This window comes from Pseudomonas sp. GM17, from assembly GCF_000282175.2.
GTDB classification, from domain to species: Bacteria; Pseudomonadota; Gammaproteobacteria; order Pseudomonadales; family Pseudomonadaceae; genus Aquipseudomonas; species Aquipseudomonas chlororaphis.
The window spans coordinates 5626523-5651274 of sequence record NZ_CP124732.1 but is presented as its reverse complement, the minus strand read 5'-3'; the positions used below and the strand labels follow the sequence as shown (position 1 = coordinate 5651274).

Below are 24752 nucleotides of genomic sequence, written 5' to 3'. Positions count from 1 at the left end.
GCAGCCTGCGGCAGCGGCTACAGAGGCACCTACTTCCACTGATGAATCGGCCAGCCGGCCTTTTCCGCGTGTTCGCGCAGTACCGGGTCCGGGTTGACCACATGGGGGTAGTCGACCTTCAGCAGCAACGGCAGGTCGTTGCGCGAGTCGGAATAGAAGCTCGCGCCTTCGAGGTTTTCTTCTTCGGCATCCAGCCATTCCAGCAGGCGGGTGACCTTGCCTTCGCGGTAGGTCAGGGTGCCCAGGGTATTGCCGCTGTAGACCCCGTGCAGCACCTCCAGCTCGATCCCCAGGACTTCATCGATGCCCAGGCGTTCGGCAATGGGCTGGACCAGGTGAGTACCCGAGGCCGAGATCACCAGGATCCGGTCGCCGGCCTTGCGGTGTGCGGCGATGGCCTTGCAGGCATCGCTGAAAATGATCGGTTCGATCACGTCCTCGACCCAGGGGCCGACCAGGTGCCCGACCTCTTCCGGGGTGCGTCCGGCTATCGGCTCCAGGCTGAAGGCCATGAACTCCTCCATGGCCAGCTTGCCGTGGCTGTAGGCGTCCATCAGCTCGTTGTTGCGGCGCATGAAAGACTCGCTGTCGACCCAGCCCAGGCGCCCCATCTGTTCGCTCCAGAGGGTGGCGCAGTCGCCGTGGATCAGGGTCTCGTCCAGATCAAAAATTGCCAGGGCCATTAGTACCGCTCTCTCTTAATCGTTTGCGTCAAAGTCATCAGGCTACCTCACAGAGGGCCGTGGGATCGATGGAAAGTGCCAGGCGTTGGCCGTCGGGGTGCAGATCGTCCGGCGAGCGGTTCAGCACATCCACCACCAGTTCCACGCCACGGGCTTCGACCCGGTAGCGGATCACGTTGCCCAGCAGGCTGTGGCTGCGGATCAGCGCGTCGGGTTCGCCATCCTTGCGCAGCTCGATGGCTTCGGGACGAATCGCGATACGCCCGTTGATCGGCCGCTGCAGCAGCCTGCTGGCACTCTCGGCATCCAGCAGGTTGTAGTTGCCGATGAAGCCGGCGGCGAACACATCCACAGGTGCGGTGTAGAGCGTCTCGGCGTCGCCGCTCTGGACGATCTTGCCCTGGTTCATCAGGAAAATGCGGTCGGACATGGTCAGGGCTTCTTCCTGATCGTGAGTCACGAAAATCGTGGTCAGCCCCAGTTCGCGCTGGATCTGCCGGATCTGTTCGCGCAGGTGCTTGCGGATCCGCGCGTCCAGCGCCGACAGCGGCTCGTCCAGCAGCAACAGGCGCGGACGGGTCACCAGCGAGCGGGCCAGGGCCACGCGCTGGCACTGGCCCCCGGACAGTTGATGGGGATAACGGCTGGCGAAGTCGTGCAGTTCCACCAGGCGCAGGACTTCGAGCACGCGCTGGTGGCTCTCGTCGGCGTTGACCTTCTGCATGCGCAGGCCGAACGCCACGTTCTGCTCCACGGTCATGTTGGGGAACAGCGCATAGCTCTGGAACACCATGCCGATCCCGCGTTTTTGCGGGCTCAGGGGCACGATGTCGTGGCCGTCGAGGAGGATCTTGCCGGCGTCCACCGGGGTCAGGCCGGCGATGCAGCGCAGCAGGGTGGACTTGCCGCAGCCGGACGGGCCGAGCAGGGTGACGAATTCGCCCTTGTGGATTTCGCAGTTGATGTCGCTGAACACCGGGGTGCCACTGTAATTTTTCTGCAGGTGTTGGACGCTGACGAAGCTCATTGGCTTTTGTCCTTGTTCAAGATGTTGGCGGCCCAGGTCAGAACCAGCACAAAGAAGAAGTAGGAAATCACCAGCGCGCTGGTGAAGTGGCCGCTGCTGTTGCGCATGTTGTTCAGGTAGACCTGCAGGGTTTCGTAGCGGGTGCCCACCAGGATGTTGGCGAACACGAACTCGCCGAACAGGAACGAGAACGACAGCAGCAGGGCCACCATCAGGCCCTTGCGCAGGTTCGGCAGCACCACCAGGAAAGCCGCCTGCCAAGTACTGGCGCCCAGCAGCTGGGCGGCGTCCATCAGGTCGCGCAGGTTGATCGCCTGCAGGTTATTGGTGATCGCCCGGTACATGAACGGCAGGGCCACGGTGAAGTAGCAGCCGACGAGGATCCACGGTGTGCCGACCATGGCGAACGGTCCCGAACCGTAGAGTTGCAGCAGGCCCACCGAGGACACCACCGGCGGCACCGCGAACGGCAGCAGGATCAGGATGTTCATCAGCGCATCGAGCTTTGGGAAGTGGTAGTGCACCACGAACAGCAGGGGCAGGATCAGCACCACCGACAGGATCAGGGCGCCGACGCAGACCAGCAGCGACTGGCCGAAGGCGTGCAGGAAGCGCGGGTCGCTCCACAGCTGGATGTACCACTTGAAGGTAAAGCCGCTGGGCAGGATGGTCGCCGACCAGTTGCTGGCGATGGAGTAGATCAGGGTCCCGGCCAGCGGCAGCAGGAGGATGGCGAACAGCAGGTACACCACGACCCGGTGATAGAGGGCGGCGGAGCCGGGTTCAGCGCGAGACATGGTAGCTCCTCTTCAACAGCAGCTGATGGACGATGGTCACCAGGGTCATCAGCGCCACCAGGACCACGGCCAGGGCGCTGGCCATGTTCGGGTCGAGGGAGATGTCGCCGGAAACCATGGCGGCGATGCGGATCGGCAGCACGTTGAAGTTGCCGGTGGTCAGTGCATAGACCGTGGCATAGGCGCCCAGGGCGTTGGCCAGCAGGATGACGAAGGTCCCCAGTAGCGCCGGGGTCAGCACCGGCAGGCCGATGTGGCGCCAGAACTGCCAGCCACTGGCGCCAAGCAGTGCCGCGGACTCGCGCCAGTCTTCGCGCAGGGCATCGAAGGCCGGGTAGAGCAGCAGCACGCCCAGGGGGATCTGGAAGTAGGTGTAGAGGATGATCAGGCCGGTCTTGGAGTACAGGTTGAAGTCCTGAATGATCCCCGCCTGCTTGAGCATGATGGTGATGCTGCCGTTGAAGCCCAGCAGGATGATGAAGGCGAACGCCAGGGGCACGCCGGCGAAGTTGCTGGTCATGTTGGCGAAGGCGTTGACGAAGTTGCGCAGCTTCGAGTCGACCCGGCGCAGCGAGTAGCTGCCGAGAATCGCGATGACGATGCCGAACACGCTCGACCAGAAGCTGATTTCCAGGCTGTACTGGATGGCTTGCAGGTAGAACCTGGAACTGAAGATCTTGTTGAAGTTGGCCAGGCCCCAGCCGAACTCTTCCGATTGCAGGCTGTTGATCAGCACCCAGAGCAGCGGGGCGATCTGGAACACGATGAAGAACAGGGCAAAGGGCAGCAGGCACAGGATCGCCAGCCATTTGCCGCGGGTGAATGCATTCACTTCAGCAACTCCCGGCATACAGGTTTGTCGTGGGGCGCGCCGAGCAATTCGCAGATGGTGCCGCACAGCTCGGTCTGATCCGGCGTGGCGACGGGGCTGAAACTGAACGCATCGCCGAGGACGAACAGCGGCACTTCCCGCTCCTCGGGCAGCAGGCCGTTGTGGGAACGGTCGTTGTTCATGCCGTGGTCGGCCGTCACCAGCACCTGGTAGCCGGCGTCGAGCCAGCCTTGCAGGTAGTCGGCGAGGATGATGTCGGCCGAGCGTGCGCTGTTGCGGTATTGCGGGCTGTCGAGGCCGTGCTTGTGCCCGGCGTCGTCGATGTTCATCGGGTGCACCAGCAGAAAGTTCGGCGCATGGCGCAGCCGCAGGTGTTCGGCGTCGGCGAACAGGTGGGAATCGGGGTAGTGGTCGTTCCAGTAGAAATGCCCGTGCTGGATCGGCAGCTTCTTGTTGTCGGTATGCCGGTCCCGGGCCGGGTTGAACGGCGAGCGGTTGTACAACTCACTGATCCAGTGATAGGCCGCGGCGGCGGTGCCGAGCCCGGCGGCGCTGGCGTAGTGGAAAATGCTGCGCTGGTTGGACAGGCGCGAGACGTTGTTGTGCACGATGCCGCTGTCCAGCGGTGGCACCCCGGTCAGGATGCATTCGTAGAGCGGTCGGGACAGGGCCGGCAGTTCGCATTCCAGCTTGTACAGCGCCGCGCGTCCTGCACCGACGTAGGCCTGAAGGTGCCCCATGGCATGGCGGGCGACCTCATGGTTGAGGCCGTCGAGCACGACAAGGATGACGTTGTGTGACATGGGGGAGGACTCCGCAAGACAACCAGGTGCCTGTAGGAGCGAGCTTGCTCGCGATGGCATCTCTGCGGTTCCAGGACAGACCGCAGCGCCTGGATCGCGAGCAAGCTCGCTCCTACAGATGCAGCATTACTGCATGTTGATGATCACTTCTTCCTGCCATTTCTGTGGCAGGCCCTTGGAGGTTTTCTCCCAGGCGTCGGCGTCCTTGATCGGCGTGACTTTCTTGTACTGCTCGTTGGGCAGCAGGTTGGCCTGGACTTCGGCGGGCAGGGTCAGGTGCTCGGCGCGGATCGGACGGGCATTGCCGCGCGCCAGGTTGATCTGGCCGGCATCGCTGAAGATGTATTCACGGGTCAGCTTGGCCGCGTTCGGGTGCTTGGCGTATTTGTTGATGATGGTGGTGTAGCCGGAGATCACCGAACCGTCCGACGGGATCAGCACGATGTAGTCGTCCTTGTTGACCATCTTGTTGCGGTAGCTCAGGCCGTTGAAGTCCCAGACCACGCCGACTTCCACTTCACCCTTTTCCATGGTGGCGATGGTCGGGTTGGCCAGGGACAGGCGCCCCTGCTTGGCGATCTCGGCGAACATCAGCAGCGCCGGCTGGATGTTCTTTTCATCGCCGCCCTTGGCGATGGCCGCGGCCAGCACGCCGTTGGCGGCCTGGGCAGCGGTGCTCACGTCGCCGATGGAGACCTTGTATTTGCCTTTCTCCAGGTCGGCCCAGCTTTTGGGGGCTTCGGAGCCGTGCAGCAGCTTCTTGTTGATGATGAAAGCAATGGTGCCGGTGTAGGCCAGCGCCCAGTTGCCGTCCTTGTCCTTGGCCCAGTCCGGGACCTGTGCCCAGGTGCTTGGCTTGTAAGGCTGGACCACGCCCTGCTTGACCGCGATCGGGCCGAAGGCCGCGCCGACGTCGCCGATGTCGGCGCTGGCGTTGTCTTTCTCGGCGGCGAACTTGGCGATCTCCTGGGCCGAGCTCATGTCGGTGTCGATGTGCTTGAGGCCGTAGTGCTTGGCCAGGTCTTCCCAGGTCCCTTTCCAGTTGGCCCAGTCGTCGGGCATGCCGACGCTGTTGACGGCGCCTTCGGCTTTCGCCGCGGCTTCCAGGGTCTTCAAGTCGGTATCGGCGGCCATGGCGGCGGTGCACAGGGCAATGGTCGAGCCTAACAGTGATGCCAGGAAAAGCTGTTTCATCCGAAGCTCCTTTGGGCGTGTTCAACGCTGGGTTTGTCTAACGTTGTTGGTCTAGGTCAGCAATACCTGAGCCAATTTAAGCCGGCTGGATGACACTTTGATGTCGGTATCAGTCCTGCAAGGCGTTTGCGAGTGTCAGGCACGGGTCTGCGAGATAAGCGTAGCCCAGGGCTAAACAGCTGATATGAAAGGACTTGGCCAGCCAATTGCAGGTGTCTGGCACAGCGATTTGGCGGCGTTGTCATCTGTCAGTCATATGCAGTGCCTAGGCTCTCGGTGAAGGCTGAGTGCCTTTTTCCCAGGCACGTTTTGCCCTGAAACAGTGCTGGTCTAGTCCAGATAGGTAACGTTGATGCGCGAAGAGGCAGTCAAGGCGGTGACAGCCATTGGGCAGGTCCTGCAGGAACAGATCGATCACGGGTTGTTGGCACCCGGTAGCAAGCTGCCGGCCGAGCGCAAGCTCAGCGAGTTGTTCGGCACTACGCGGATTACCGTGCGCGAAGCCTTGTTGCAGTTGGAGGCCCAGGGCCAGATCTACCGCGAGGAGCGGCGCGGCTGGTTCGTCTCGCCGCCACGGCTGGCCTACAACCTGATGCAGCGCAGCCATTTTCACGCGATGGTCAGCGCCCAGGGGCGGGTGCCGTCGACCGAGATGATTTCGGCGCGCCTGCAACCGGCTTCAGCGGCGGTCTGTGCCTGGCTGCAACTGCCGGCGCTGTCCAGCGTGATCCAGATCCGTCGGGTACGGCGCATCGACGAGCGTCTGGTGCTGTATGTCGAGCACTACCTCAATCCGCAGTACTTTCCGGGTATTCTCGAGTTCGACCTGAACCAGTCGATCACCGAGCTGTATGCCCGGCACTACGACCTGCATTACGGGCGGGTGCGTTTCGAGATCGTGCCGACCTCCTTGCCGGTGGAGGCCGCGGCGGCGTTGAAGGTTTCGGCCGGCAGCCCCGGGTTGCGGATTGCCCGGGTCAATTACGACCAGCACCAGCGCCTGATCGACTGCGACCTGGAGTTCTGGCGCCACGACGCGATCCATGTCGGTGTCGATGTGGCCTGAGCCCGCTCCCGGTGCGGGAGCGAGCTTGTTCGTGATGACGCCCGGGGCCAGTCCTTAAGGTTTGGCTCCGGCAAACAGATAATCGGTGGTCAATGACGCCAGGGTACGCACGCCCACCACCAGCGCCGATTCATCGACAAAGAACCCCGGGTTGTGGTTCGGCGCGGCCTTGGCCATGTCCTGGTCCCGCGGTGTCACGCCGAGAAACACGAACAGCCCCGGCGCCTCCTTGGCATAGAAGGAAAAATCTTCCGCGCCCCCCACCAGCGGGCCTTGCACCACGTCGTCCCTGGCCGCCCAGCGCAGGCTCGGCAGCATCTTTTCGGTCAGGGCCGGGTCGTTGATGGTCGGGTCGTACTTCTCGATGATGCTCACCTCGGCCTTGGCGCCGCCGCTTTCGGCGATCTTTTCCACGGTCTGGCGCACATCGCTGTGCAGCTTCTGGCGAATGCCGTAGTCGTACGAGCGGATGGTGCCGCTCATGTCCAGCGACTCGGGAATGATGTTGTAGCGCGTGCCACCGTTGATGGTGCCGATGCTGACCACCGAGGGAAACGACGAGATGTCGGTGCGGCGGCTGACCACGGTCTGCAGTCCGACTATGGCCTGGGCACCGACCGTGATCGGATCGATGCCGTCCCAGGGGCGGCCGGCGTGGGTCTGCTTGCCGAGAATCCTGATGCGCAGGTCGTCGGAGCTGGCCAGGGTCGGGCCCGGGCGGTAGGCGATGCGTCCGGCCGGAATCCCGGCCCAGACATGTAGGCCGAACACTGCGTCCGGCTTGGGCGATTTCATCACGCCTTCCTGCACCATCATCTTCGCGCCCCAGGTGTTCTTGCCGTCGGGGATGAAATCGCTCGGGCCTTCTTCGGCGGGCTGGAAATAGAACACCACGGTGCCGGGCAGGCGCTCGCGCATGTCACTGAGGACTTTCGCCGTGCTCAGCAGGATGGCGGTGTGGGCGTCGTGGCCGCAGGCATGCATGACGTCCACTTCCTTGTCCAGATAGCGCCCCTTGGCCTTGGAGGCGAACGGCAGGTCCGCGACTTCCTTGACCGGCAGTGCGTCCATATCGGCGCGCAAGGCCACGGTGGGGCCGGGCAGGGCACCCTTGAGCACCGCCACCACGCCGGTGCGGGCGACGCCGGTCTTGACCTCCAGGCCCAGGGCGCGCAATTGCGTGGCTACCAGTTGTGCGGTGCGCTGTTCGGTGTTGCCGAGTTCCGGGTGGGCGTGGATATCGCGACGGGTTTCCAGCAGCACTGGCTCCAGGGCCTTGGCCTGTTCGGCGATGTGCTGGCGGGCCTGTTCCATGGGGCTGTCGTCGACAGCGTTGGCGGCCTGGCCGGACAAGGCCAGGACGCCGATCAGGCAGGCTTGGGCGATAGCGGATAGCTGCATGGGGGGCTCTCTCCATGATTAGTGTTGGGCTGCTCAGGTGCCAGAACCTGTGACCGCCCCAACCCTGGAGAGTGCGGCCGCGCCCTTGCCGAGACGCGGCCGGACGCCTTACTCCTCTTGCTGGGGCCCGCCGCCGGCGGTGATCACTTGCACGCTCATGCGTGGCGTGGCCAGGTCCATTCCGGCTTCGTCGAGGTGACGCTTGAGGGACAGGTTGAAGGCTCGCGACACTTCCCATTGCTTGATCGGCGCGGTCTTGAAGCGGGCGCGCAGAATCGCGTTGCCGGACTCGAAGCTTTCCACCCCCTGGAACTCCAGCGGCGACCAGATGTTGCGCCGTTGCAGCGGGTCGGTGCGCATCTTCTGGCCGACATCGCGCATCAGTTTGATGGCTTCGTCTATGTCCATGTTGTACGGAATGGCCACCCGGAAGATCGCGTAGCCGAACTCCCGGGAGTAGTTCTTGATGCTCTTGATTTCGCTGAACGGGATGGTGTGCACGATGCCGTCGATATCGCGCAGGCGCACGGTGCGGATGGTCAAGCCTTCGACGGTACCCAGGTGGCCGCCGACGTCCACGTAGTCGTCGATGGCCAGGGAGTCCTCGATGATGATGAACAGGCCGGTGATCAGGTCGGCCACCAGCGACTGGGCGCCAAAACCGATGGCCAGGCCGATCACACCGGCACCGGCCAGCAGCGGCGTGACGTTCATGCCCATGTTCGCCAGGGCGACGATCAGGGCAATGATGAAGATCGCCACGAACAGCACGTTGCGGATCAGCGGCATCATGGTCTGCGCCCGGGCATTGGCCAGGCCTTTGCGCGAGCGGGTCAGGGCGTGGTGCACCGCGGTGTCGCTGAGGATCCAGATCAGCCAGGCGAACAGCAGGGTACCGCCGAGGCTGAACAGCTTGACGCTGATTTCGTGGCCGTCGCCTTCGGTGAAGCGGATCAGCGACATGCCCCAGACCCGCAGGCCGAGTTCGATGAACACCAGCCACACCAGCAGGTGGGCGAGGGTGTAGAAGAAGCCTTTGAGGCGCTCGGAATACAGGGCGTGGCGCTTGTGCCCGCGCTGGGGCTTGAGGGAATGGCGGCGCACCAGGCCGTTGATCACCATGCACAGCACCAGCAGCACGGTGCAGATCAGCGACTGGCGCAGGGCCGTGCTGGTGTCGCCGGCGGAAATGAAGGTGGCGAACAGGGAAATGGCCACCAGCACCAGCGCTGGCAGATACCAGAAGGTGCCGATGATCTCGATGGTGTCGCTCAGGGCGCGGCGGGTCAGGCGGCGGGACAGCGGCTGGTTGCGGATCAGGTGAGCGATCGGCCGGCGGAAACGCAGGATGAACACCCCGGTGGACAAGGCCGCCATCACATTGGCGAAGGTGGCCGCGGTGTGCGCCAGGTGGCTGCCCAGGCTGGCGATCAACCGTGGGTCGTTCAAGGCCTCGCCGAAGGCGGCGAAACTGCCGATCAGCCACAACGGCCGGAAAGCCTGGCGACGCAGGATGTACAGCGCGCGGTGACGGTTCGGACCGTCCAGCACGGAAAAGGCGATCACGCAGATCGCCGAGAAGCAGGTGCCGACCACCAGCGCATAAGCCAGGACCATGGCCAGGTCCTTGCCCAGGGACGAGGGCAGTTTGTAGGTCATGTACACGGTCATGATCAACGCGATCAGCCAGGGCCCCAGTTTGCGCAGGGCGAAGCGCAGCAGGTCCCAGGTCTTGGGGTGTTGCGGCAGTTCTTCGGTGAGGCCGAAACGCTCGCGCAGGCGGTGGCTGAGCCAGATCAGCGCCGCGGCGAGAAGGCTCCAGACCATCAGGATCAGGGCGAAGGCGAAGATGATCGGCAGCCATTCGCTGGCCGGCAGCATCAGGGCCGCCAGTTCATCCTGGGCCTGATCGAATTCGTTCGACCAGCGAGTGATCGGGCTGTCGGCGCCGGAGAACTGTTTTTCGAAGCTGGACAGGGTGCCGCCGATAAGGCCGAGCACGCCTTCTTCGGCGGGCGTCTGGGCCTTCTTCGTGGCGTCGCGGAGTTTTTTCAGGTCGGTCAGCAACTGGGTGCGTTGCTGGTCGTTTTCCAGGGACTTGATCACTTCATCCAGCGACTGCCCCAGGGGCTGCTCGGCTTGTGGCTGGGTTTTGCTGCTGTTGAGCAGGCCCGGCAAGCCCACTGCCTGGGCCGATGACAGCGGCAACAGTGTCAGGAGACAGAGAAACAGGCAGTAGGGCAGAACGGAAAGACGAGCAAACACTGGGCGGTCAACCTCAGAAAAAGCGGATCGACCGAGTGTACGAGGCAGCCAATACCAATGCGAGCCTGGACGGCGGATTTATTCGGCGAGTTTGGCGAGGATCTTGTAGATCACGGTGCCGAGGATCAGCAGCATACCGGCCCACATGCTGAAGATGCCGGCGTTCTTGTCGCGGAAGTTGTAGCCGATGGCCAACAGGATCATTCCCGAGAGAATGGGAATGAGCATGGCGTGGAACGAAGACATCGAGATCATGGCGACAGCCTTGTCGGAAGGGGATAGTCCTAAGTCTAGGTGGCTTTGGCGAGGTTCGGGTTGATGTGCATCAGAAATGCTGCGGCACCCTGTAGCCGCTGCCGCTGGCTGCGATCACCTGTAAAAACAGGCGCAGGATCTTGAGATCGCTGAAGCCCTTCGGGCTTGTCGCAGCCTGCGGCAGCGGCTACATGGGGCTTACGGCAGATCGCGGCTGGCGTAGAACGCGCTCAAGACCTTCACCAGGTGGGCCAGGTCGTGGCTGCCGCACAGTTCGCGGATCGAGTGCATGGCGAAAGTCGGCAGGCCGATATCCACGGTGCGCACGCCCAGGTGGCTGGCGGTGATCGGGCCGATGGTCGAGCCACAACCCATGTCGCTGCGCACCACGAAGCTTTGCACCGGCACTTCCTCGGCCATGCACAGGTGGCGGAAGAAACCGGCGGTTTCGCTGTTGGTGGCGTAGCGCTGGTTGCTGTTGACCTTGATCACCGGGCCGGCGTTGAGTTTCGGGCCGTGGTTGGCATCGTGCTTGTCGGCGTAGTTGGGGTGCACGCCGTGGGCGTTGTCGGCCGAGACCAGCAGCGACTTCTGGATGGTACGCACGAATTCGTCGCCTTCGGGCAGCAGGCGGCGCAGGGTTTGCTCGAGCATCGGGCCGTCGGCGCCGCAGGCCGAGCAGGAGCCGACTTCTTCGTGGTCGTTGCAGACCAGCACGCAGGTTTCCTCGGTGTCGGCGTTGAGCAAGGCTTGCAGGCCGGCGTAGCAGGACAGCAGGTTGTCCAGGCGCGCGCCGGCGATGAAGTCGCCGTGCAGGCCGATCACCGCCGCGCTTTGGGTGTCGTAGAAGCTCAGCTCGTAATCGAGCACCACATCGGCGTTCAGGCCGTGTTCGCGGGCCAGCTGGTCGGTCAGCACCGCGCGGAAGTCGACCCGCTCGTCGCCGGCGAATTGCGCGAGGATCGGCGGCAACTCGGTCTGGGCATTGATGGCCCAGCCCTGGTTGGCTTCGCGATTGAGGTGAATCGCCAGGTTGGGGATGATCGCGATGGGCGCCTTGAAGTCGATCAACTGGCTTTCAACCTTGCCGTCGCGACGGAAGGTGACGCGGCCGGCCAACGACAGGTCGCGGTCGAACCAGGGCGCCAGCAGGGCGCCGCCATAGACTTCCACGCCCAGTTGCCAGAAGCCCTGGCGTTGCAGCTCCGGTTGCGGCTTGACCCTCAGGCACGGGCTGTCGGTGTGCGCGCCGACCATGCGGATCCCGCCTTGCAGAGGCGAATGCCGCCCCAGCTTGACGGCCACGATGGAGGAGTCATTGCGGGTGACGTAGTAGCGACCGTTGGCTTCGGTGGTCCACGGCTCGCGCTCGTCGAGACGCTGGTAGCCCGCGGCCTCCAGGCGTTGTACGAGGCTGGCGGTTGCATGGAAAGGGGTAGGGGAGGCCTTGAGGAAGTCGATCAGGCCCTGGTTCAACTCTTCGCGCATAAGTAACTCCAGACAGCAGTGGCGCGAGTTTACCGTATCGGCTCGCGGCATTGCAGGCGCAATGCCGTTGAGGGAGACAACATTCATCGCGGCAGGGAAAACGGCTCAACCAGTGATCAGGTTGCCTTTGAGGAACACTTCGCGGCGTTGCTTGCGACCCACATATTCATGCTTGCTGGCCTGGTAAACCTCATTGAATTTCTCTGCGCAAATGCCTGGCAGTTGATCGAGGTACTCCTCCACCAGCGCGTCGTACTGCGCTTCGGTGATCAGTTTGTAGACTTCGCGGCGATAGAAGAACCCCAACTGAAAACCCAGGGTTTCGCTGGCATGGGGCGTGATGGTCGCGAAGCAGTTCTCGAAGTCGATGGCCTTGAGCGGAGCCTGGGGGCTGATCATGATGTTGCCGGCCCAGAAATCCATGTGGGTGATGTTCTTTTGCGCGAGGGAGTGCAGCAGGCCGAATGCATCGCGGATAAAAGGCTCGATCTTGTCCGGGTTGTTGCGCAACCACTGTACGCCGTCGACGTAATCATCCAGCAGGCGGGTAATGATGAAGTATTCCTGTACCAGCCCCAAGCGATCCCGGGTGTAGCCGAATCCTTCAAGGTCGGACATCTGTACGCCGCGTCGCTGGGCTTCGACGGTGTTGATCAGTTCTTCCAGCGGCCAGTCGAAGCGGCCGTTGCGCTGGGGCTTGCCCAGGGTGACGCGAACTTTCGCCTTGAGCGTATCCAGGGGTTGCACCTTGGCGAACAGCGGTGTCTCGCCGGTCGCCAAGGGGGTGCTGGCGCGGGTCTGTTTGTGGGCGTGACGTTGGCGGATGAGTTGCTCGAGGGCTGTGCAGGCGTCTGCCGAAGGTTTTTCGCGAAGGTGCAGGGTGGTATTCAGAAAGCAGAAGGTGAAAGGGTAATCGCGTTGAAATGGCTGACTGCTGAGCACGAGGGCTTCCTGCCTTAATGTCGAATAGCCACTATTTTAATATTATTTTCACAAATTCATAACAAATTGTTCAGATTAATCTTCATTTCTGATCAGATTTTTCCTGCTTGCCCCTCAATCGAGGGGCGTCCCGCTACGGTGGCCGCTCTCGATCAGAACGGTGCCGGGCACTCGAAGCGCAGGCGTTCGCCACTCTGCGGATGGGTGAAGCTGAGCATGCTGGCGTGCAGGCACAGGCGTGGCCAGGCGGCCAGCGCTTGCGGATGCGCGTACAGGCCGTCGCCCAGCAGCGGGTGGCCGATGGACAGCATATGCACCCGCAACTGGTGCGAGCGCCCGGTGATCGGGGTCAGCTCGACGCGGCACCAGTCGCCGCAGCGTTCCAGCACTCGCCAGAAGGTCAGGGCGTTCTTGCCGAATTCGTGGTCCACCACGTGCCGCGGTTTGGTCGGCGGGTCGTAGCGCAGTGGCAGGTCGATGCTGCCGCTGTCCAGTTCCGGTTGGCCCCAGCACAGGGCGGTGTAGGCTTTTTCGGTCTCGCGGTCGTGAAATTGCCGGGACAGTTCGCGATGGGTATCGGGGTCGCGGGCCAGCAGGATGATGCCGGAGGTTTCCCAGTCCAGGCGATGGACGATGCGGGCTTCCGGGTAGCCGTTTTCCTGCAGGCGGGTGATCAGGCAATCCTTGTTGTCATCGGCCCGGCCGGGCACGGAGAGCAGCAGGGTGGGCTTGTCCACCACCAGGACGGCGGCGTCCTGGTGAATGATGCGGATATTCGACAGCGGCATTAAAACAGCCTCGTAACAAACGCCAACGGCGGCTCGATCGACCCGGCTTCTACAGGAGCACCTGTGCTCCTGTAGAAAAACCGAGGGACCGAGCCGCCGTGGCTCCAGCCGAATCGATCAGCGATCAGGCAGGGTGATATTGAGTTCCAGGATCGAGCAGCTGCCCTGGTTTTCCAGGGCGACATGCACGTCATCGGACCCGATATTGACGTACTTGCGGATGACTTCCACCAGTTCCTTCTGCAAGGCAGGCAAGTAATCAGGGGTAGTGCGCTGGCCGCGTTCATGCGCCACGATGATCTGTAGACGCTCTTTCGCTACCGACGCGGTGCTTACTTTTTTGCTGGCACGAAAGAAGTCAAAAAGATTCATTACCTACCTCCAAACAGGCGCTCGAAGAATCCCTTCTTCTCAACATCAAGGAACCGGTGTTCCACGGTTTTACCCAGCAGACGGTCGACAGCATCGCTGTACGCCTGGCCGGCGTCGCTCTGGTCATCGAGAATCACCGGAACGCCTTGGTTGGAAGCCTTGAGTACTGCCTGGGATTCTGGAATCACGCCCAGCAGCGTTACTGCAAGAATCTCTTTGACGTCTTCGACGCCAAGCATTTCGCCGTTGCTGACACGCGAAGGGTTGTAGCGGGTCAGCAGCAGGTGTTCCTTGATCGGGTCTTCGCCGTTCTCCGCGCGCTTGGACTTGCTGGCCAGCAGGCCCAGCATGCGGTCGGAGTCACGTACCGAGGAAACTTCCGGGTTGGTCACGACAATCGCTTCGTCGGCGAAGTACATGGCCAGGTGAGCACCTTTCTCGATACCGGCCGGGGAGTCGCAGACCACGAATTCGAAGGTTTCCTTGAGCTCCATCAGCACTTTTTCCACGCCTTCCTGGGTCAGCGCATCTTTGTCGCGGGTCTGACTGGCGGCCAGTACGTAGAGGTTTTCCAGGCGCTTGTCTTTGATCAGGGCTTGCTGCAGGTTGGCTTCGCCGTTGACCACGTTGACGAAGTCATACACCACGCGACGTTCGCAACCCATGATCAGGTCGAGGTTACGCAAGCCGACGTCGAAGTCGACGATGACAGTTTTGTGGCCGCGCAGAGCGAGGCCGGTACCGATAGCGGCGCTGGTGGTGGTCTTACCCACACCACCCTTGCCGGATGTAACCACGAGAATCTTGGCCAAGGTGTTTCACCCCTAAGGAAAAAGGACTTTTAGCCCCTGAAAAACATCTCTTGAAAACTACTGCAGTCGGACAGCCTTGGCTGGAGGTCGGTTAACACCTGCTCCTACTTCGTTTGAGCCGTATTCGCTACGTTTTAGAGATGCTTGGAAAATGCGGCAGTATCCGTTAAAGACGTGTGATGTTCAACACGTCACCCGACAGGCTGACCTGGACCCCGGCACCCCACAACGGATCGCGGCGCAGGTCCTCGGAAACCTTGTACTGGCCGGCGATGGACACCAGTTCAGCGCTCAATTGCTGACAGAAAATCCGTGCCTTGGTATCTCCCTTGACCCCGGCCAGCGCTCGACCGCGCATCGGGCCGTATACATGGATGTTGCCATCGGCCAGAAGTTCCGCACCCGGACTGACCGAGGAGGTCACGACCAGATCGCCACCCTGGGCATAGATCTGCTGCCCGCCGCGTACTGGCGAAGTGATGATTCGGGTGGGCTTGACGGTCGGCTCAGGCGGCTTTTCAGGCTTTTTCCGGGCTTCGTTTTCCTGCGGTTCCAGCGGTCGTTCCCGGGCGCCGGAAGGCGGCAGCACGGGCAGATCGACGGCGATCGCCGCGGCGATGTCTTCGATGCGGCTGGCGCGGATCGCCAGGGTGCGCAGACCATGGTGACGGCAGACGCGCATCAGGCCGGGCAGATCGACGGCGCCTTCGCTGGCCGGCAGTTTGTCCAGCGCCAGCACCAGCGGGGCGTTGCTGAAGAAATTCGGGGCTTGCGCGACCTTCGCCGCCAGTTGGCGATCGAGGCCCTCGAGGTCGTTGCGGGCCAGTTCCAGCACGGTGATGGCCAGCATGCTGCCCTTCAACTGGAACACAGGATCCAGGTCTTGCGATTCGGTTTGGCTCATGGTCGGCATAAAGCGGCTTGTCACTAAAAGTGCCGAGACTTATAACGAGAACGCCCGCGGGCCGCAAGCCGGGTCGAACCGATGTAGAATGCGCGACCTTGTTGTCTGTCCGGAATCTGTAATGGATCGCCCGCGTTTTCGAGCTGCATTTCTTTATCCCCGTTTTTGGCCGCTGTGGCTGGGCCTGGGTCTGCTATGGCTGGTGGTTCAACTGCCTTATCCGTTGCTGCTGTGGATCGGTCGTGCCCTGGGCGCGCTGATGTACCGGGTGGCCGGTGAGCGTCGGCGGATCGCCAAGCGCAACCTGGAACTGTGTTTCCCCGAAAAGTCCGCCGCCGAGCGCAAGCGCCTGCTCAAGGAAAACTTCGCCTCCACCGGCATCGCCTTTTTCGAAATGGCCATGAGCTGGTGGTGGTCCAAGCCGCGCCTGGCGCGCCTGGCCCATGTCGAAGGCCTGGAGCATCTCAAGCAGGCGCAGTTGGAAGGCAAGGGCGTGATCCTCATGGCCCTGCACTTCACCACACTGGAGATCGGCGCCGCCTTGCTGGGCCAGCAGCACACCATCGACGGCATGTACCGCGAGCACAAGAACCCGCTGTTCGATTTCATCCAGCGTCGTGGCCGCGAGCGGCACAATCTGGATTCCCTGGCGGTGGAGCGTGAAGACGTGCGCGGCATGCTCAAGCTGCTGCGCGCCGGGCGGGCCATCTGGTACGCACCGGACCAGGATTACGGCGCCAAGCAGAGCGTGTTCGTGCCGCTGTTCGGCATCCAGGCGGCGACGGTCACCGCCACCAGTAAGTTCGCCCGGCTGGGCAAGGCCCTGGTGGTGCCTTTCACTCAGCAGCGGCTGGCCGATGGCAGTGGTTATCGGCTGGTGATTCACCCGCCGTTGCAGGATTTCCCGGGTGAGACCGAAGAGGCCGATTGCCTGCGCATCAACCAGTGGATCGAAGGTGTGCTGCGCGAGTGTCCGGAGCAGTATCTGTGGGCGCACCGGCGCTTCAAGAGCCGTCCGCCAGGCGAGCCGAAGCTGTATAAGAAGCGCGGTTGAATTTATCGCGTTAGGCTCTAGGACGAAAAGTCGGCGAGCGAAGGTCAGGCAAGGCAAAAACAGGCGAGGAAGCGGAGTTTAGGGGCCTAAATGAGCATTCCGAGCCTGTTTTTAACGCAGCATGGCCGAGTGTAGCCACTTTTCGTACAGAGCCTAGATTGAAAGCCCTTTATCAGCGCCATGGAGTGTAGCGATGAGCCCAGCGGAACCGGTCACAGGATTGATTCTTTCCGGCGGCGGGGCTCGTGCGGCATATCAGGTGGGGGTGCTGGCGGCGATTGCCGAATTGCTGCCGGCGGGGGCGAGCAATCCCTTCCCGGTGATAGTCGGAACCTCGGCCGGGGCGATCAATGCGGTCAGCCTGGCCAGCGGCGCGCTGGATTTCACCGCGGCCATCGAGCGTCTCACGGCGTTCTGGCAGGGTTTTCGCAGCCATCAGGTGATTCGCAGCGACTGGCCCGGGGTGATCCGCCAGGCCACCCGGTTCGTTGGCCACAGCCTGCTCGGCCTGGGCGCGCAAGTGCCGGTGGCGTTGCTCAACAGCTCGCCGCTGCGGCAGTTGTTGAACGATAAATTGCAGCTGTCCGGTATTCGTCATGCCATTGCGCAAAAGCATCTGCAGGCGGTGGCGGTCACGGCCTTCGGTTATGAATCGGGCCAGGCGGTGACCTTCTATCAGGGCGGCGGCACCATCGAGGCCTGGTTGCGCCATCGGCGTATCGGCCTGCCCACCGAACTCACGGTCGAACACTTGCTGGCCAGCTCGGCGATTCCACTGCTGTTCGCGCCGGTGAAAATCGACCAGGAGTTTTTCGGCGACGGCGCGGTGCGGCAATCGGCGCCCATCAGTCCGGCCTTGCACCTGGGGGCCAGCCGGGTGCTGGTGGTCGGGGTCAGCGGCAACCCCCGCGGCATCGATCCGCAGGCGCCCCAGCAACGCAGCTACACCGGGCAGCAGCCGACGCTGGCGCAGATCGGTGGCCACATGCTCAACAGTACGTTCATTGACAGCCTGGAGAGCGACATCGAGCTCTTGCAGCGACTCAACCAGTTCAGTCATCTGCTGCCGTCGGGCACGCCCGTCCGTACCCTGGGCGTGGCGCCGGTGGAGGTGCTGGTGATCGCCCCCAGCCAGCCGATCGACGAGATCGCCGCGCGTCACCGGCATGAGCTGCCGGCGGCATTGCGCCTGTTCCTGCGCGGGCCGGGGGCGACCAAGACCAGCGGTGCCGGGGTCTTGAGTTACCTGCTGTTCGAGGCGGGGTATTGCAGCGAATTGATCGAGCTGGGGCGCAGCGATGCCTTGGCCAAGCGCGACGAGCTGCGGCGGTTCCTGGGCTTGGCGGCCGCGGTCGAGACGGCCTGAAAAAGCATCGCGAGCAAGCTCGCTCCTACAGGGAATTCATTATCTTTGTAGGAGCGAGCTTGCTCGCGATAGCGTTTCTAAGGGCAATGCTCAGGCCGTCAGTTTGTCATCGCGAAAATCCCGCAATGCCTGCTCGATCTCTTCCCGGCTGTTCATCACGAATGGGCCGTACTGCACGATCGGCTCGCCCAGCGGCTTGCCGGCAATCAACAGCACGCGGGCGCCGGCGGCACTGCTCAACTGAATCTCGCCCTGGTCGGACAGGCGCACCAGCTTGCTGCTGGCGACCGGTTGCGGATGCCCGGGCAGGTCGATCTGACCTTCATAGACGTACAGCAGGGCCCGATGCCCTGCAGGCAGCCGCGGGCTGATGCTGGCGCCCGCAGGCAGGCGCAGGTCGAAGTAGTGGGGCTCGGTGTCCGGCCGTTCGACGGCGCCGGTCTGCTGCGCTTGGCCGTCATCGAAGCGGCCGGCGATCACCACCACTTCCACGCCATTGGCGGTGGTCAGGCGGGGGATGTCCTGGGGTTGAATGTCCCGGTAGCTGGCCTTGTCCAGCTTGTGCTTGCCCGGCAGGTTCAGCCAGAGCTGGAAGCCGCGCATCACGCCTTCTTCCTGTTCCGGCATCTCGCTGTGGATGATGCCCTTGGCGGCGGTCATCCATTGCACGCCACCGCCTTCCAGCAGGCCGACGTTGCCCAGGTGATCCTCGTGGCGCATGCGGCCTTCGAGCATGTAGGTGACGGTTTCGAAGCCGCGATGGGGATGGGGCGGGAAGCCTGCGATGTAGTCGTCGGGGTTTTCCGAGCCGAATTCATCGAGCATCAGGAACGGGTCGAAGCGCTCGACACCCTGGCCACCGAAGACCCGGGTCAGTCTGACGCCGGCGCCGTCCGAAGCGGGCTGGCCGGTATGGACGCTGAGTACTGTGCGAAATTGAGTCATCGATGCAACTCCTGATCAGGTTGGGATGAGCGACATGCTATGCCAGCTCAACTGATTGATGGTTGCGAATATCGGCGCGTTGCTATCGATTTATTCGATGTAATCCGTTCCCGCGACCCGCACGGGAACGGCGCTCACTGCATCAGAAGTGGTACTTGAGCAGCAGGCTGGCGGTGTTCTGGTCGGTGTCGAAATACGGGGTGTCCTTGACCCCGTACTTGTTCTTCCAGTAGTCGTACTCGATACCCACATACAGCTGTTTGTCGCCCAGTTTCAGCGCCTTGCCCAGGTCGTACTTGATCTGCGGGTTGATGTGCAGGTTGGAGTGATACTCGCCTTTGGAGTTTTTGTCGTTGTCCACCACCCAGTCGATGAAACCGTCGATCAGGATGTCCGAACGGCCCACGGGAATGGTGTAGGACCAGACCGGGGTGATCTGCCAGACATTGTCGCCGGCACGGCTGCCTTCGGTCTGGCGGTTGTAGAAGTTCAACTGGAAGTAATCGAACCCGGGGATTGCCAGGTCGAAGCCCGGACCGATCAGGTAGGACTCGTTATCGCCTTCGCCGAACTCGTAAGTCATGGCCAGCAATACATCCTTGATCGGGCCGAACTCCAACTTCTGATCGAAGATCTTGCCGAACGAAAGACGCGGGCTGAACTCGCCGTAATAAGTGTTCGGGCCGACGTTGCCGTCCTTTTTACCGTTGTAGAAGATCTTGTCGATAAACAGGAAGTTGTCGCCGTACTTCCAGGCATCGGCATGTTCGAAAGTCACGGTTTGCTGGATCTGCGGGTTGATCGTGAAGTCTTTGCCGTAGAGGTAGGTCAGGCTGTTGTTTTGCCATTGCAGCAGGTCGCCGGCGGTGGCCTGGGCCCCTGCCAGCAAGGATCCGGCAAGCATCAGGCCTTTACAGATGCGGTTCATTCGGTTGCTCCCAAAAAGTAAGTGGTTCTACGTTTTTCTTTAAAAGCCGGTGCTCTGGTGTGGCACCTTTTAGTGGCTGAAAAATCATCCGATCGGTCAGCTTTGTTGCTGATAGCAAGAGCTGAGCCAAGGCGAAAAAAAAGCGCAAAAACTCCCACGCGCCTGTACGAATACAGTCGATCGAGAGTGAATTCGGTTTTAACTCGGTACGCCTTGGTACTTTCCGGAGGCCGGGATAAGTTGGCTTTCCGGTCAGGTTTTAAATCCGGGCTTTTTTTTTCACCGGATTCAGGCGGCCGCGGAGAATACTGACTCCCACGGCCTTGCTCAAGTGCTCTGCAATAGCGCACTTGAAACAACTTTGGGGCACGTTTGCCGGTCATTCTAGAAATGCACCTTCACCAGCAGGCTGGCGGTGTTCTGATTGGTGTCCAGGTTGGTGCTGTTCTGAATGCCGTATTTGTCTTTCCAGTAGCTGTATTCGAGACCGACATACAGCTGCTTTTCGCCCAGGCGCAGGGCCTTGCCCAGGTCGTATTTGATCTGCGGATTGATATGCAGGTTAGCGTGGTAGGTACCGCGGTCGTTCCGGTCGTTGTCCACCACCCAGTCCAGATAGCCGTCGATCAACAGGTTCGAACGGCCCAGCGGGATGCTGTAGGACCAGGAAGGGGTGATCTGCCAGACACCGTCGCCGGGGCGCGGGCCTTCGGTCTGGCGGCGATAGACGTTCAGGGTGAAATAGTTGAAGCCCGCAACGGCCAGATCGAAACCGGGGCCGATCAGATAGGCCTCGCTGTCGCCTTCGCCATATTCGTAGGTCATGGCCAGCAACACATCCTTGACCGGGCCGAAGGCGAATGAGCGGTCGAGGATCTTGCCGAACGACAGCCTGGGGCTGAACTCGCCGTAAAAGGCGTGGGGACCTTTGTTACGGTCTTCCTCGCCGTTGTAGAAAATCTTGTCGACGAACAGGAAGGTGTCGCCGTATTTCCAACGGTCGGCGTGCTCGAAGGTCACCGTCTGCTGGATCGACGGGTTGATCGCGAAGTTCTTGCCGTACAGGTAGGTCAGGCTGTTGGTCTGCCACAGCAGCAGGTCGCCGGCCATGACCTGGGTCGTGGCCAGCAGTGCGCCGCCGAGCAGCAGGCGTGCGTGTGCATGTCTCATCGTGTTGCTCCCTGTTTGTTTTTATTGTCAAGGCGCAGGCAGCCGCCGACTGCGACCGGGCGCGGTGCCGGGTCTGCCTGTCGTGCGTGTATTTCGGGTATCGACGGTCAAGCAGGGGCGGCTGTCGGGCCGCCCCGTCCAGGCTTCAATGCTGGTGGGCGTGTCGGGCGTTGCTGGCGGCCCGTTCGGTGCCGCCCAGAATGTTGAACAGCAGGTTCAGGGCCAGCGCACTGAGGGTGGCCATGGCGATTCCGCTGTGGGTGATCGGGCTCATCCACAGGGGCAGGTGGGCGAAGAATTCCGGACGGACCACCGGAATCAGGCCCATGCCGATGCTCACCGCCACCAGCAGTTGATTGCGCCGGTCGGCGATATCGGTTTCCTGGAGGATCTTGATCCCGGTCGCCGCCACCATGCCGAACATGGCGATAGCCGCGCCACCCAGGACCGCCGGGGGAATCGAGGCCACCAGGAAAGCCGCCTTGGGCAGCAGGCTGAGTACGATCAGCAGGCCGCCGGCGACTATGGTCACCGAGCGGCAGCGCACGCCGGTCATCTGCACCAGGCCGATGTTCTGGGCGAACGAAGAGTGGGTGAAGGTGTTGAGGAAACCGGCGAAAAACGAGGCGCCGGCATCACACAGCAGGCCACGGCGGAGCATGCGCGGGGTGACTTCCTGGCCGGTGATTTTCCCCAGGGCGAGGAACATCCCGGTGGACTCGACGAAGATGATCACCACCACCAGGCACATCGAAAGAATCGGCGCCAGATGGAACTGCGGCATGCCGAAATGCAGCGGAGTGACCACCTGCACCCAGGGCGCCTGGGCCATGTCGCTGAGGTCGACCATGCCGATCAGGCCGCAGAGCACGTAGCCCAGGCCCATGCCGATCAGCACGGAAATGTTCACCCAGAAACCGCGCATGAACCGATGCACCAGCAGGATGGTGCCCAGCACCAGCGCGGCGATGGTCAGGTAGATGGGGGAACCGAATTCGGCATTGTGGCTACCACCGCCCGCCCAGTTCACCGCGACCGGGAACAGCGACAGACCGATGGAGGTGATGACGGTGCCGGTGACCAGGGGCGGAAAGAAGCGCACCACCTTGGACATGAAGGGCGCGATGAGCATGCCGAAGAAACCGGCGGCGATGGTCGCGCCGAAGATCCCCTGCAGGCCGATGCCCGGCATGCCGGCCATGGCTACCATGCTGCCCACGGCGGCAAAGCTGGCGCCCATCATCACCGGCATGCGGATGCCCATGGGGCCGATGCCGAGGGATTGTACGAGGGTGGCGATGCCGGCGACCAGCAGGTCGGCATTGATCAGGAAGGCGATTTCTTCACGACTCAGACCCGCGGCCTGTCCGATGATCAGCGGCACCGCGATGGCGCCTCCGTACATCAGCAGAACATGCTGCAACCCGACCAGGATCAGTTGCAAAAGGGGCAGTCGCGCAATGGCGGGTGCGTCGGGGATGCGCGGTTCGTTTAACGCGGACATGCAACACCTCGGATCTTCTTATTCTTGTGATTAGAAAGCTGTGTGGTTGCGAACAGCTTTTTTGCAGCAGGCCAACCGCGTGGCGGTCGATCGCGAGCAAGCTTCGCTCCTACAAAAGCAATACACATGCTGTAGGCGCGAGGCTTGCCCGCGATAGCGGTCGTCGGGCATCGCGGTACTAGTTGGTGCGTGCCCCCTGGTTGATCCAGGCACCGATCAGGTCACGTTCCTGCTGGGTCATCTGAGTAATGTTGCCCAGTGGCATGATCTGGCTGGCGACTGCCTGGGCCTGGATGCGTGGGGCCTGGAGCTTGATCTGCTCCGGGGTGTCGAACATCACGCCGGCCGGCGCGGCACTGAACAGCGGGCTGGTGGGCTTGGCCGAGTGGCAGACGGTGCAACGTTCCTGGATCACGTTATGCACCTTGTCGAAGCTCGGGCCCTGGGTTGCCGTGGACGCTTGTGCCGGGGCCACTTCGGGAGTCGCCGAAGCTGCTGGAGTTGCTGCGGTTTCAGGCTTGGCGCCACCGCCAATGGCGGTTTCCGGCAGTGGCTGGTACTCGATCTTCGCCGGCGCCTTGGCCACTTCCGGGCTGTTGGCCATTTGCGCGGGGCCGGTGACATAGGCCAGGCAGATCATGCCCAGGGCGGCGACCGGCAGGGTCCAGGCGAACTTGTGGCTGTCGTGGCGGGTGTTGAAGTAGTGACGCACCAGTACCGCCAGCACCGCGATCCCGGCCAGGATCAACCAGTTGTACTGGCTACCGTAGGTGCTCGGAAAGTGGTTGCTGATCATGATGAACAGCACGGGCAGGGTGAAGTAGTTGTTGTGGCGCGAACGCAGCAGGCCCTTGGCCGGCAGGGTTGGGTCCGGTGTGCGGTTTTCCGCGATGGCGGCCACCAGCGCGCGCTGGGCCGGCATGATGATGCGGAACACGTTGCCGACCATGATGGTGCCGATGATGGCGCCGACGTGCAGGTAGGCGCCGCGACCGCTGAACACCTTGCTGAAGCCATAGGCCGCGGCGATCAACAGTACGAACAGGATGAAGCCGAGCAGGGCAGGTTTCTTGCCCAGGGGCGAATCGCAGAGGAAGTCGTAGACAAACCAGCCGGCGATCAGCGAACCGATGCCGATGGCCACGCCTTCAGGGCCGGTCAGGCCGCTGCCGGGCGCTACCAGGTAGAGCATCGGGTTGTAGTAGAACACCAGGCACAGCAGGGCGATCCCCGACATCCAGGTGAAGTAGGCTTCCCATTTGAACCAGTGCAGGTTTTCCGGCATGGACGGTGGGGCCAGTTTGTATTTTTCCAGGTGATAGATGCCGCCACCGTGGATTGCCCAGAGGTCGCCCGACAGGCCGTCCTTGGGGTTGACGCGATTGAGGTTGTTTTCCAGCCAGACGAAGTAGAACGACGCGCCGATCCAGGCCACGCCAGTGATCATGTGAACCCAACGCACGCTCAGGTTGAGCCATTCCAACAGATGTGCTTCCACAGTCTTTACCTCTCGTCTGTCACCCTTGTTTTCGGGTGATCAGACCTTCTCTTATTGGTGGGGGGCGAGGATCAAACACTCATCCTCTTCAAAGAAATGCTCATCGCAGTTGTTGCCTGTGCCACTGCGATCAACCACCAGGAAGTCATCCCGCTTTTCGATCGTCAGCACCGGGTGGTGCCAGACGCCGCGATGGTAATTAATGCCCTGCCTGCCATTGCTGACAAAGGCGCGGACCAAGCCCGATACAGGTGCATCGCCAAGTGGCGCGACCACGATCAGAAAGGGATTGCCGAGCAGCGGAATGAAAGCCTGGCTGCCCAGCGGATGGCGCTCCAGCATGCGGACGGTCAAGGGCATGTCCAGCGCGTCGGCGCGGAAGATGCTGATGATCGCCTTGTCGTCCGGCGTGGCGGTTTCCACGGTAGCCAGACGATGGAAGCGCATGGTCGAACCGTTGTTGATCATGAAGTGATCGCTGCCGTCGGTTTCGATCACGTCACCGAAGGGGGCGAAGGCTTCTTTGCTCAGCGGTTCGATCATCAATGTGCGCATGCTGTTCTTCTTAATCTGTGAATTCGTTGTTGTCGTCTTGTGCTGTCCTGTAGGAGCGAGCTTGCTCGCGATGCGGTTGTCCGGTGTTCATCTATCGCCCGGT

General features: G+C 62.0%; 24 protein-coding genes. 3 read left to right on the top strand and 21 right to left on the bottom strand.

The features are described 5' to 3' along the window. Positions 1–29: 29 nt before the first annotated feature. The 6 genes from PMI20_RS25065 to PMI20_RS25040 all read right to left on the bottom strand — a co-directional run bounded on the left by PMI20_RS25065 (position 30) and on the right by PMI20_RS25040 (position 5336). A complete protein-coding gene (locus tag PMI20_RS25065) occupies positions 30–683 on the bottom strand; it encodes an HAD family hydrolase (RefSeq protein WP_007927836.1) in 654 nt (217 codons plus the stop codon). Between the two features lie 37 nt (positions 684–720). Continuing rightward, on the bottom strand, positions 721–1710 hold the full coding sequence (locus PMI20_RS25060) for an ABC transporter ATP-binding protein (protein ID WP_007927837.1): 990 nt from the start codon (positions 1708–1710) through the stop codon (positions 721–723). Next, on the bottom strand, positions 1707–2507 hold the full coding sequence (locus PMI20_RS25055) for an ABC transporter permease (RefSeq protein ID WP_007927838.1): 801 nt from the start codon (positions 2505–2507) through the stop codon (positions 1707–1709). The genes PMI20_RS25060 and PMI20_RS25055 overlap by 4 nt, the downstream gene beginning before the upstream one ends. Next, positions 2494–3357, bottom strand: a complete 864-nt coding sequence (locus PMI20_RS25050) for an ABC transporter permease (protein WP_164523771.1) — start codon at positions 3355–3357, stop codon at positions 2494–2496. The genes PMI20_RS25055 and PMI20_RS25050 overlap by 14 nt, the downstream gene beginning before the upstream one ends. Next, complete coding sequence (locus PMI20_RS25045) at positions 3336–4142, bottom strand: alkaline phosphatase family protein (protein WP_007927840.1); 807 nt, start codon at positions 4140–4142, stop codon at positions 3336–3338. The genes PMI20_RS25050 and PMI20_RS25045 overlap by 22 nt, the downstream gene beginning before the upstream one ends. A 126-nt stretch (positions 4143–4268) precedes the next feature. After that, positions 4269–5336, bottom strand: a complete 1068-nt coding sequence (locus PMI20_RS25040; protein WP_007927841.1) for an ABC transporter substrate-binding protein — start codon at positions 5334–5336, stop codon at positions 4269–4271. Between the two features lie 352 nt (positions 5337–5688). On the opposite strand from PMI20_RS25040, the gene phnR reads away from it, so the two are divergent. Then, positions 5689–6402, top strand: a complete 714-nt coding sequence (gene phnR, locus PMI20_RS25035) for a phosphonate utilization transcriptional regulator PhnR (RefSeq protein ID WP_007927844.1) — start codon at positions 5689–5691, stop codon at positions 6400–6402. A gap of 54 nt (positions 6403–6456) precedes the next feature. Here the strand turns inward: phnR and PMI20_RS25030 are convergent, their stop codons facing one another. The 9 genes from PMI20_RS25030 to minC all read right to left on the bottom strand — a co-directional run bounded on the left by PMI20_RS25030 (position 6457) and on the right by minC (position 15629). Then, the gene (locus PMI20_RS25030) at positions 6457–7803 is read right to left on the bottom strand and encodes an amidohydrolase (RefSeq protein WP_007927849.1); all 1347 of its coding nucleotides are present in this window, start codon (positions 7801–7803) and stop codon (positions 6457–6459) included. A gap of 108 nt (positions 7804–7911) precedes the next feature. Continuing rightward, complete coding sequence (locus tag PMI20_RS25025) at positions 7912–10068, bottom strand: mechanosensitive ion channel family protein (protein WP_007927851.1); 2157 nt, start codon at positions 10066–10068, stop codon at positions 7912–7914. Positions 10069–10146: 78 nt separating this feature from the next. After that, positions 10147–10323 (bottom strand): hypothetical protein, encoded by a 177-nt coding sequence (locus PMI20_RS25020; protein WP_007927853.1) that lies wholly within the window; start codon positions 10321–10323, stop codon positions 10147–10149. Between the two features lie 198 nt (positions 10324–10521). After that, the gene (locus PMI20_RS25015) at positions 10522–11811 is read right to left on the bottom strand and encodes a M18 family aminopeptidase (RefSeq protein ID WP_007928670.1); all 1290 of its coding nucleotides are present in this window, start codon (positions 11809–11811) and stop codon (positions 10522–10524) included. A gap of 105 nt (positions 11812–11916) precedes the next feature. Further along, entirely contained in the window at positions 11917–12753 is an 837-nt protein-coding gene (locus PMI20_RS25010; protein WP_007928668.1) for a hypothetical protein, read from the bottom strand. A gap of 152 nt (positions 12754–12905) precedes the next feature. Then, a complete protein-coding gene (locus tag PMI20_RS25005; protein WP_007928667.1) occupies positions 12906–13541 on the bottom strand; it encodes an RluA family pseudouridine synthase in 636 nt (211 codons plus the stop codon). A 117-nt stretch (positions 13542–13658) separates the two neighbouring features. Continuing rightward, positions 13659–13913 (bottom strand): cell division topological specificity factor MinE, encoded by a 255-nt coding sequence (gene minE, locus PMI20_RS25000; RefSeq protein WP_007928666.1) that lies wholly within the window; start codon positions 13911–13913, stop codon positions 13659–13661. Continuing rightward, positions 13913–14725 carry a septum site-determining protein MinD gene (minD, locus tag PMI20_RS24995; RefSeq protein WP_007928664.1) on the bottom strand — a complete coding sequence of 271 codons (813 nt, stop codon included), beginning with the start codon at positions 14723–14725 and terminating at the stop codon, positions 13913–13915. The genes minE and minD overlap by 1 nt, the downstream gene beginning before the upstream one ends. 166 nt (positions 14726–14891) lie before the next feature. Beyond that, positions 14892–15629, bottom strand: coding sequence for a septum site-determining protein MinC (gene minC / locus PMI20_RS24990; protein ID WP_037035302.1), 738 nt, complete (start codon positions 15627–15629; stop codon positions 14892–14894). Between the two features lie 121 nt (positions 15630–15750). Here minC and PMI20_RS24985 point away from each other — a divergent pair, with 121 nt between their 5' ends. Then, positions 15751–16683 (top strand): lipid A biosynthesis lauroyl acyltransferase, encoded by a 933-nt coding sequence (locus tag PMI20_RS24985; protein ID WP_038576968.1) that lies wholly within the window; start codon positions 15751–15753, stop codon positions 16681–16683. A 193-nt stretch (positions 16684–16876) separates the two neighbouring features. Further along, positions 16877–18049, top strand: coding sequence for a patatin-like phospholipase family protein (locus tag PMI20_RS24980; RefSeq protein ID WP_007928770.1), 1173 nt, complete (start codon positions 16877–16879; stop codon positions 18047–18049). 90 nt (positions 18050–18139) lie between these two features. Here PMI20_RS24980 and PMI20_RS24975 read toward each other — a convergent pair whose 3' ends face one another. From PMI20_RS24975 to PMI20_RS24950, 6 genes are all read right to left on the bottom strand, one after another. Beyond that, entirely contained in the window at positions 18140–18994 is an 855-nt protein-coding gene (locus tag PMI20_RS24975; RefSeq protein WP_007928767.1) for a pirin family protein, read from the bottom strand. A gap of 142 nt (positions 18995–19136) precedes the next feature. Then, complete coding sequence (locus PMI20_RS24970) at positions 19137–19922, bottom strand: outer membrane protein OmpK (protein ID WP_007928765.1); 786 nt, start codon at positions 19920–19922, stop codon at positions 19137–19139. Between the two features lie 384 nt (positions 19923–20306). Next, the gene (locus PMI20_RS24965; protein ID WP_007928764.1) at positions 20307–21092 is read right to left on the bottom strand and encodes an outer membrane protein OmpK; all 786 of its coding nucleotides are present in this window, start codon (positions 21090–21092) and stop codon (positions 20307–20309) included. Between the two features lie 145 nt (positions 21093–21237). Next, the gene (locus PMI20_RS24960) at positions 21238–22596 is read right to left on the bottom strand and encodes a nucleobase:cation symporter-2 family protein (RefSeq protein WP_007928763.1); all 1359 of its coding nucleotides are present in this window, start codon (positions 22594–22596) and stop codon (positions 21238–21240) included. A 178-nt stretch (positions 22597–22774) separates the two neighbouring features. Further along, on the bottom strand, positions 22775–24094 hold the full coding sequence (locus PMI20_RS24955; protein ID WP_101338764.1) for a urate hydroxylase PuuD: 1320 nt from the start codon (positions 24092–24094) through the stop codon (positions 22775–22777). Between the two features lie 51 nt (positions 24095–24145). Beyond that, entirely contained in the window at positions 24146–24649 is a 504-nt protein-coding gene (locus tag PMI20_RS24950) for an ureidoglycolate lyase (protein WP_007921785.1), read from the bottom strand. Positions 24650–24752: the final 103 nt, after the last annotated feature.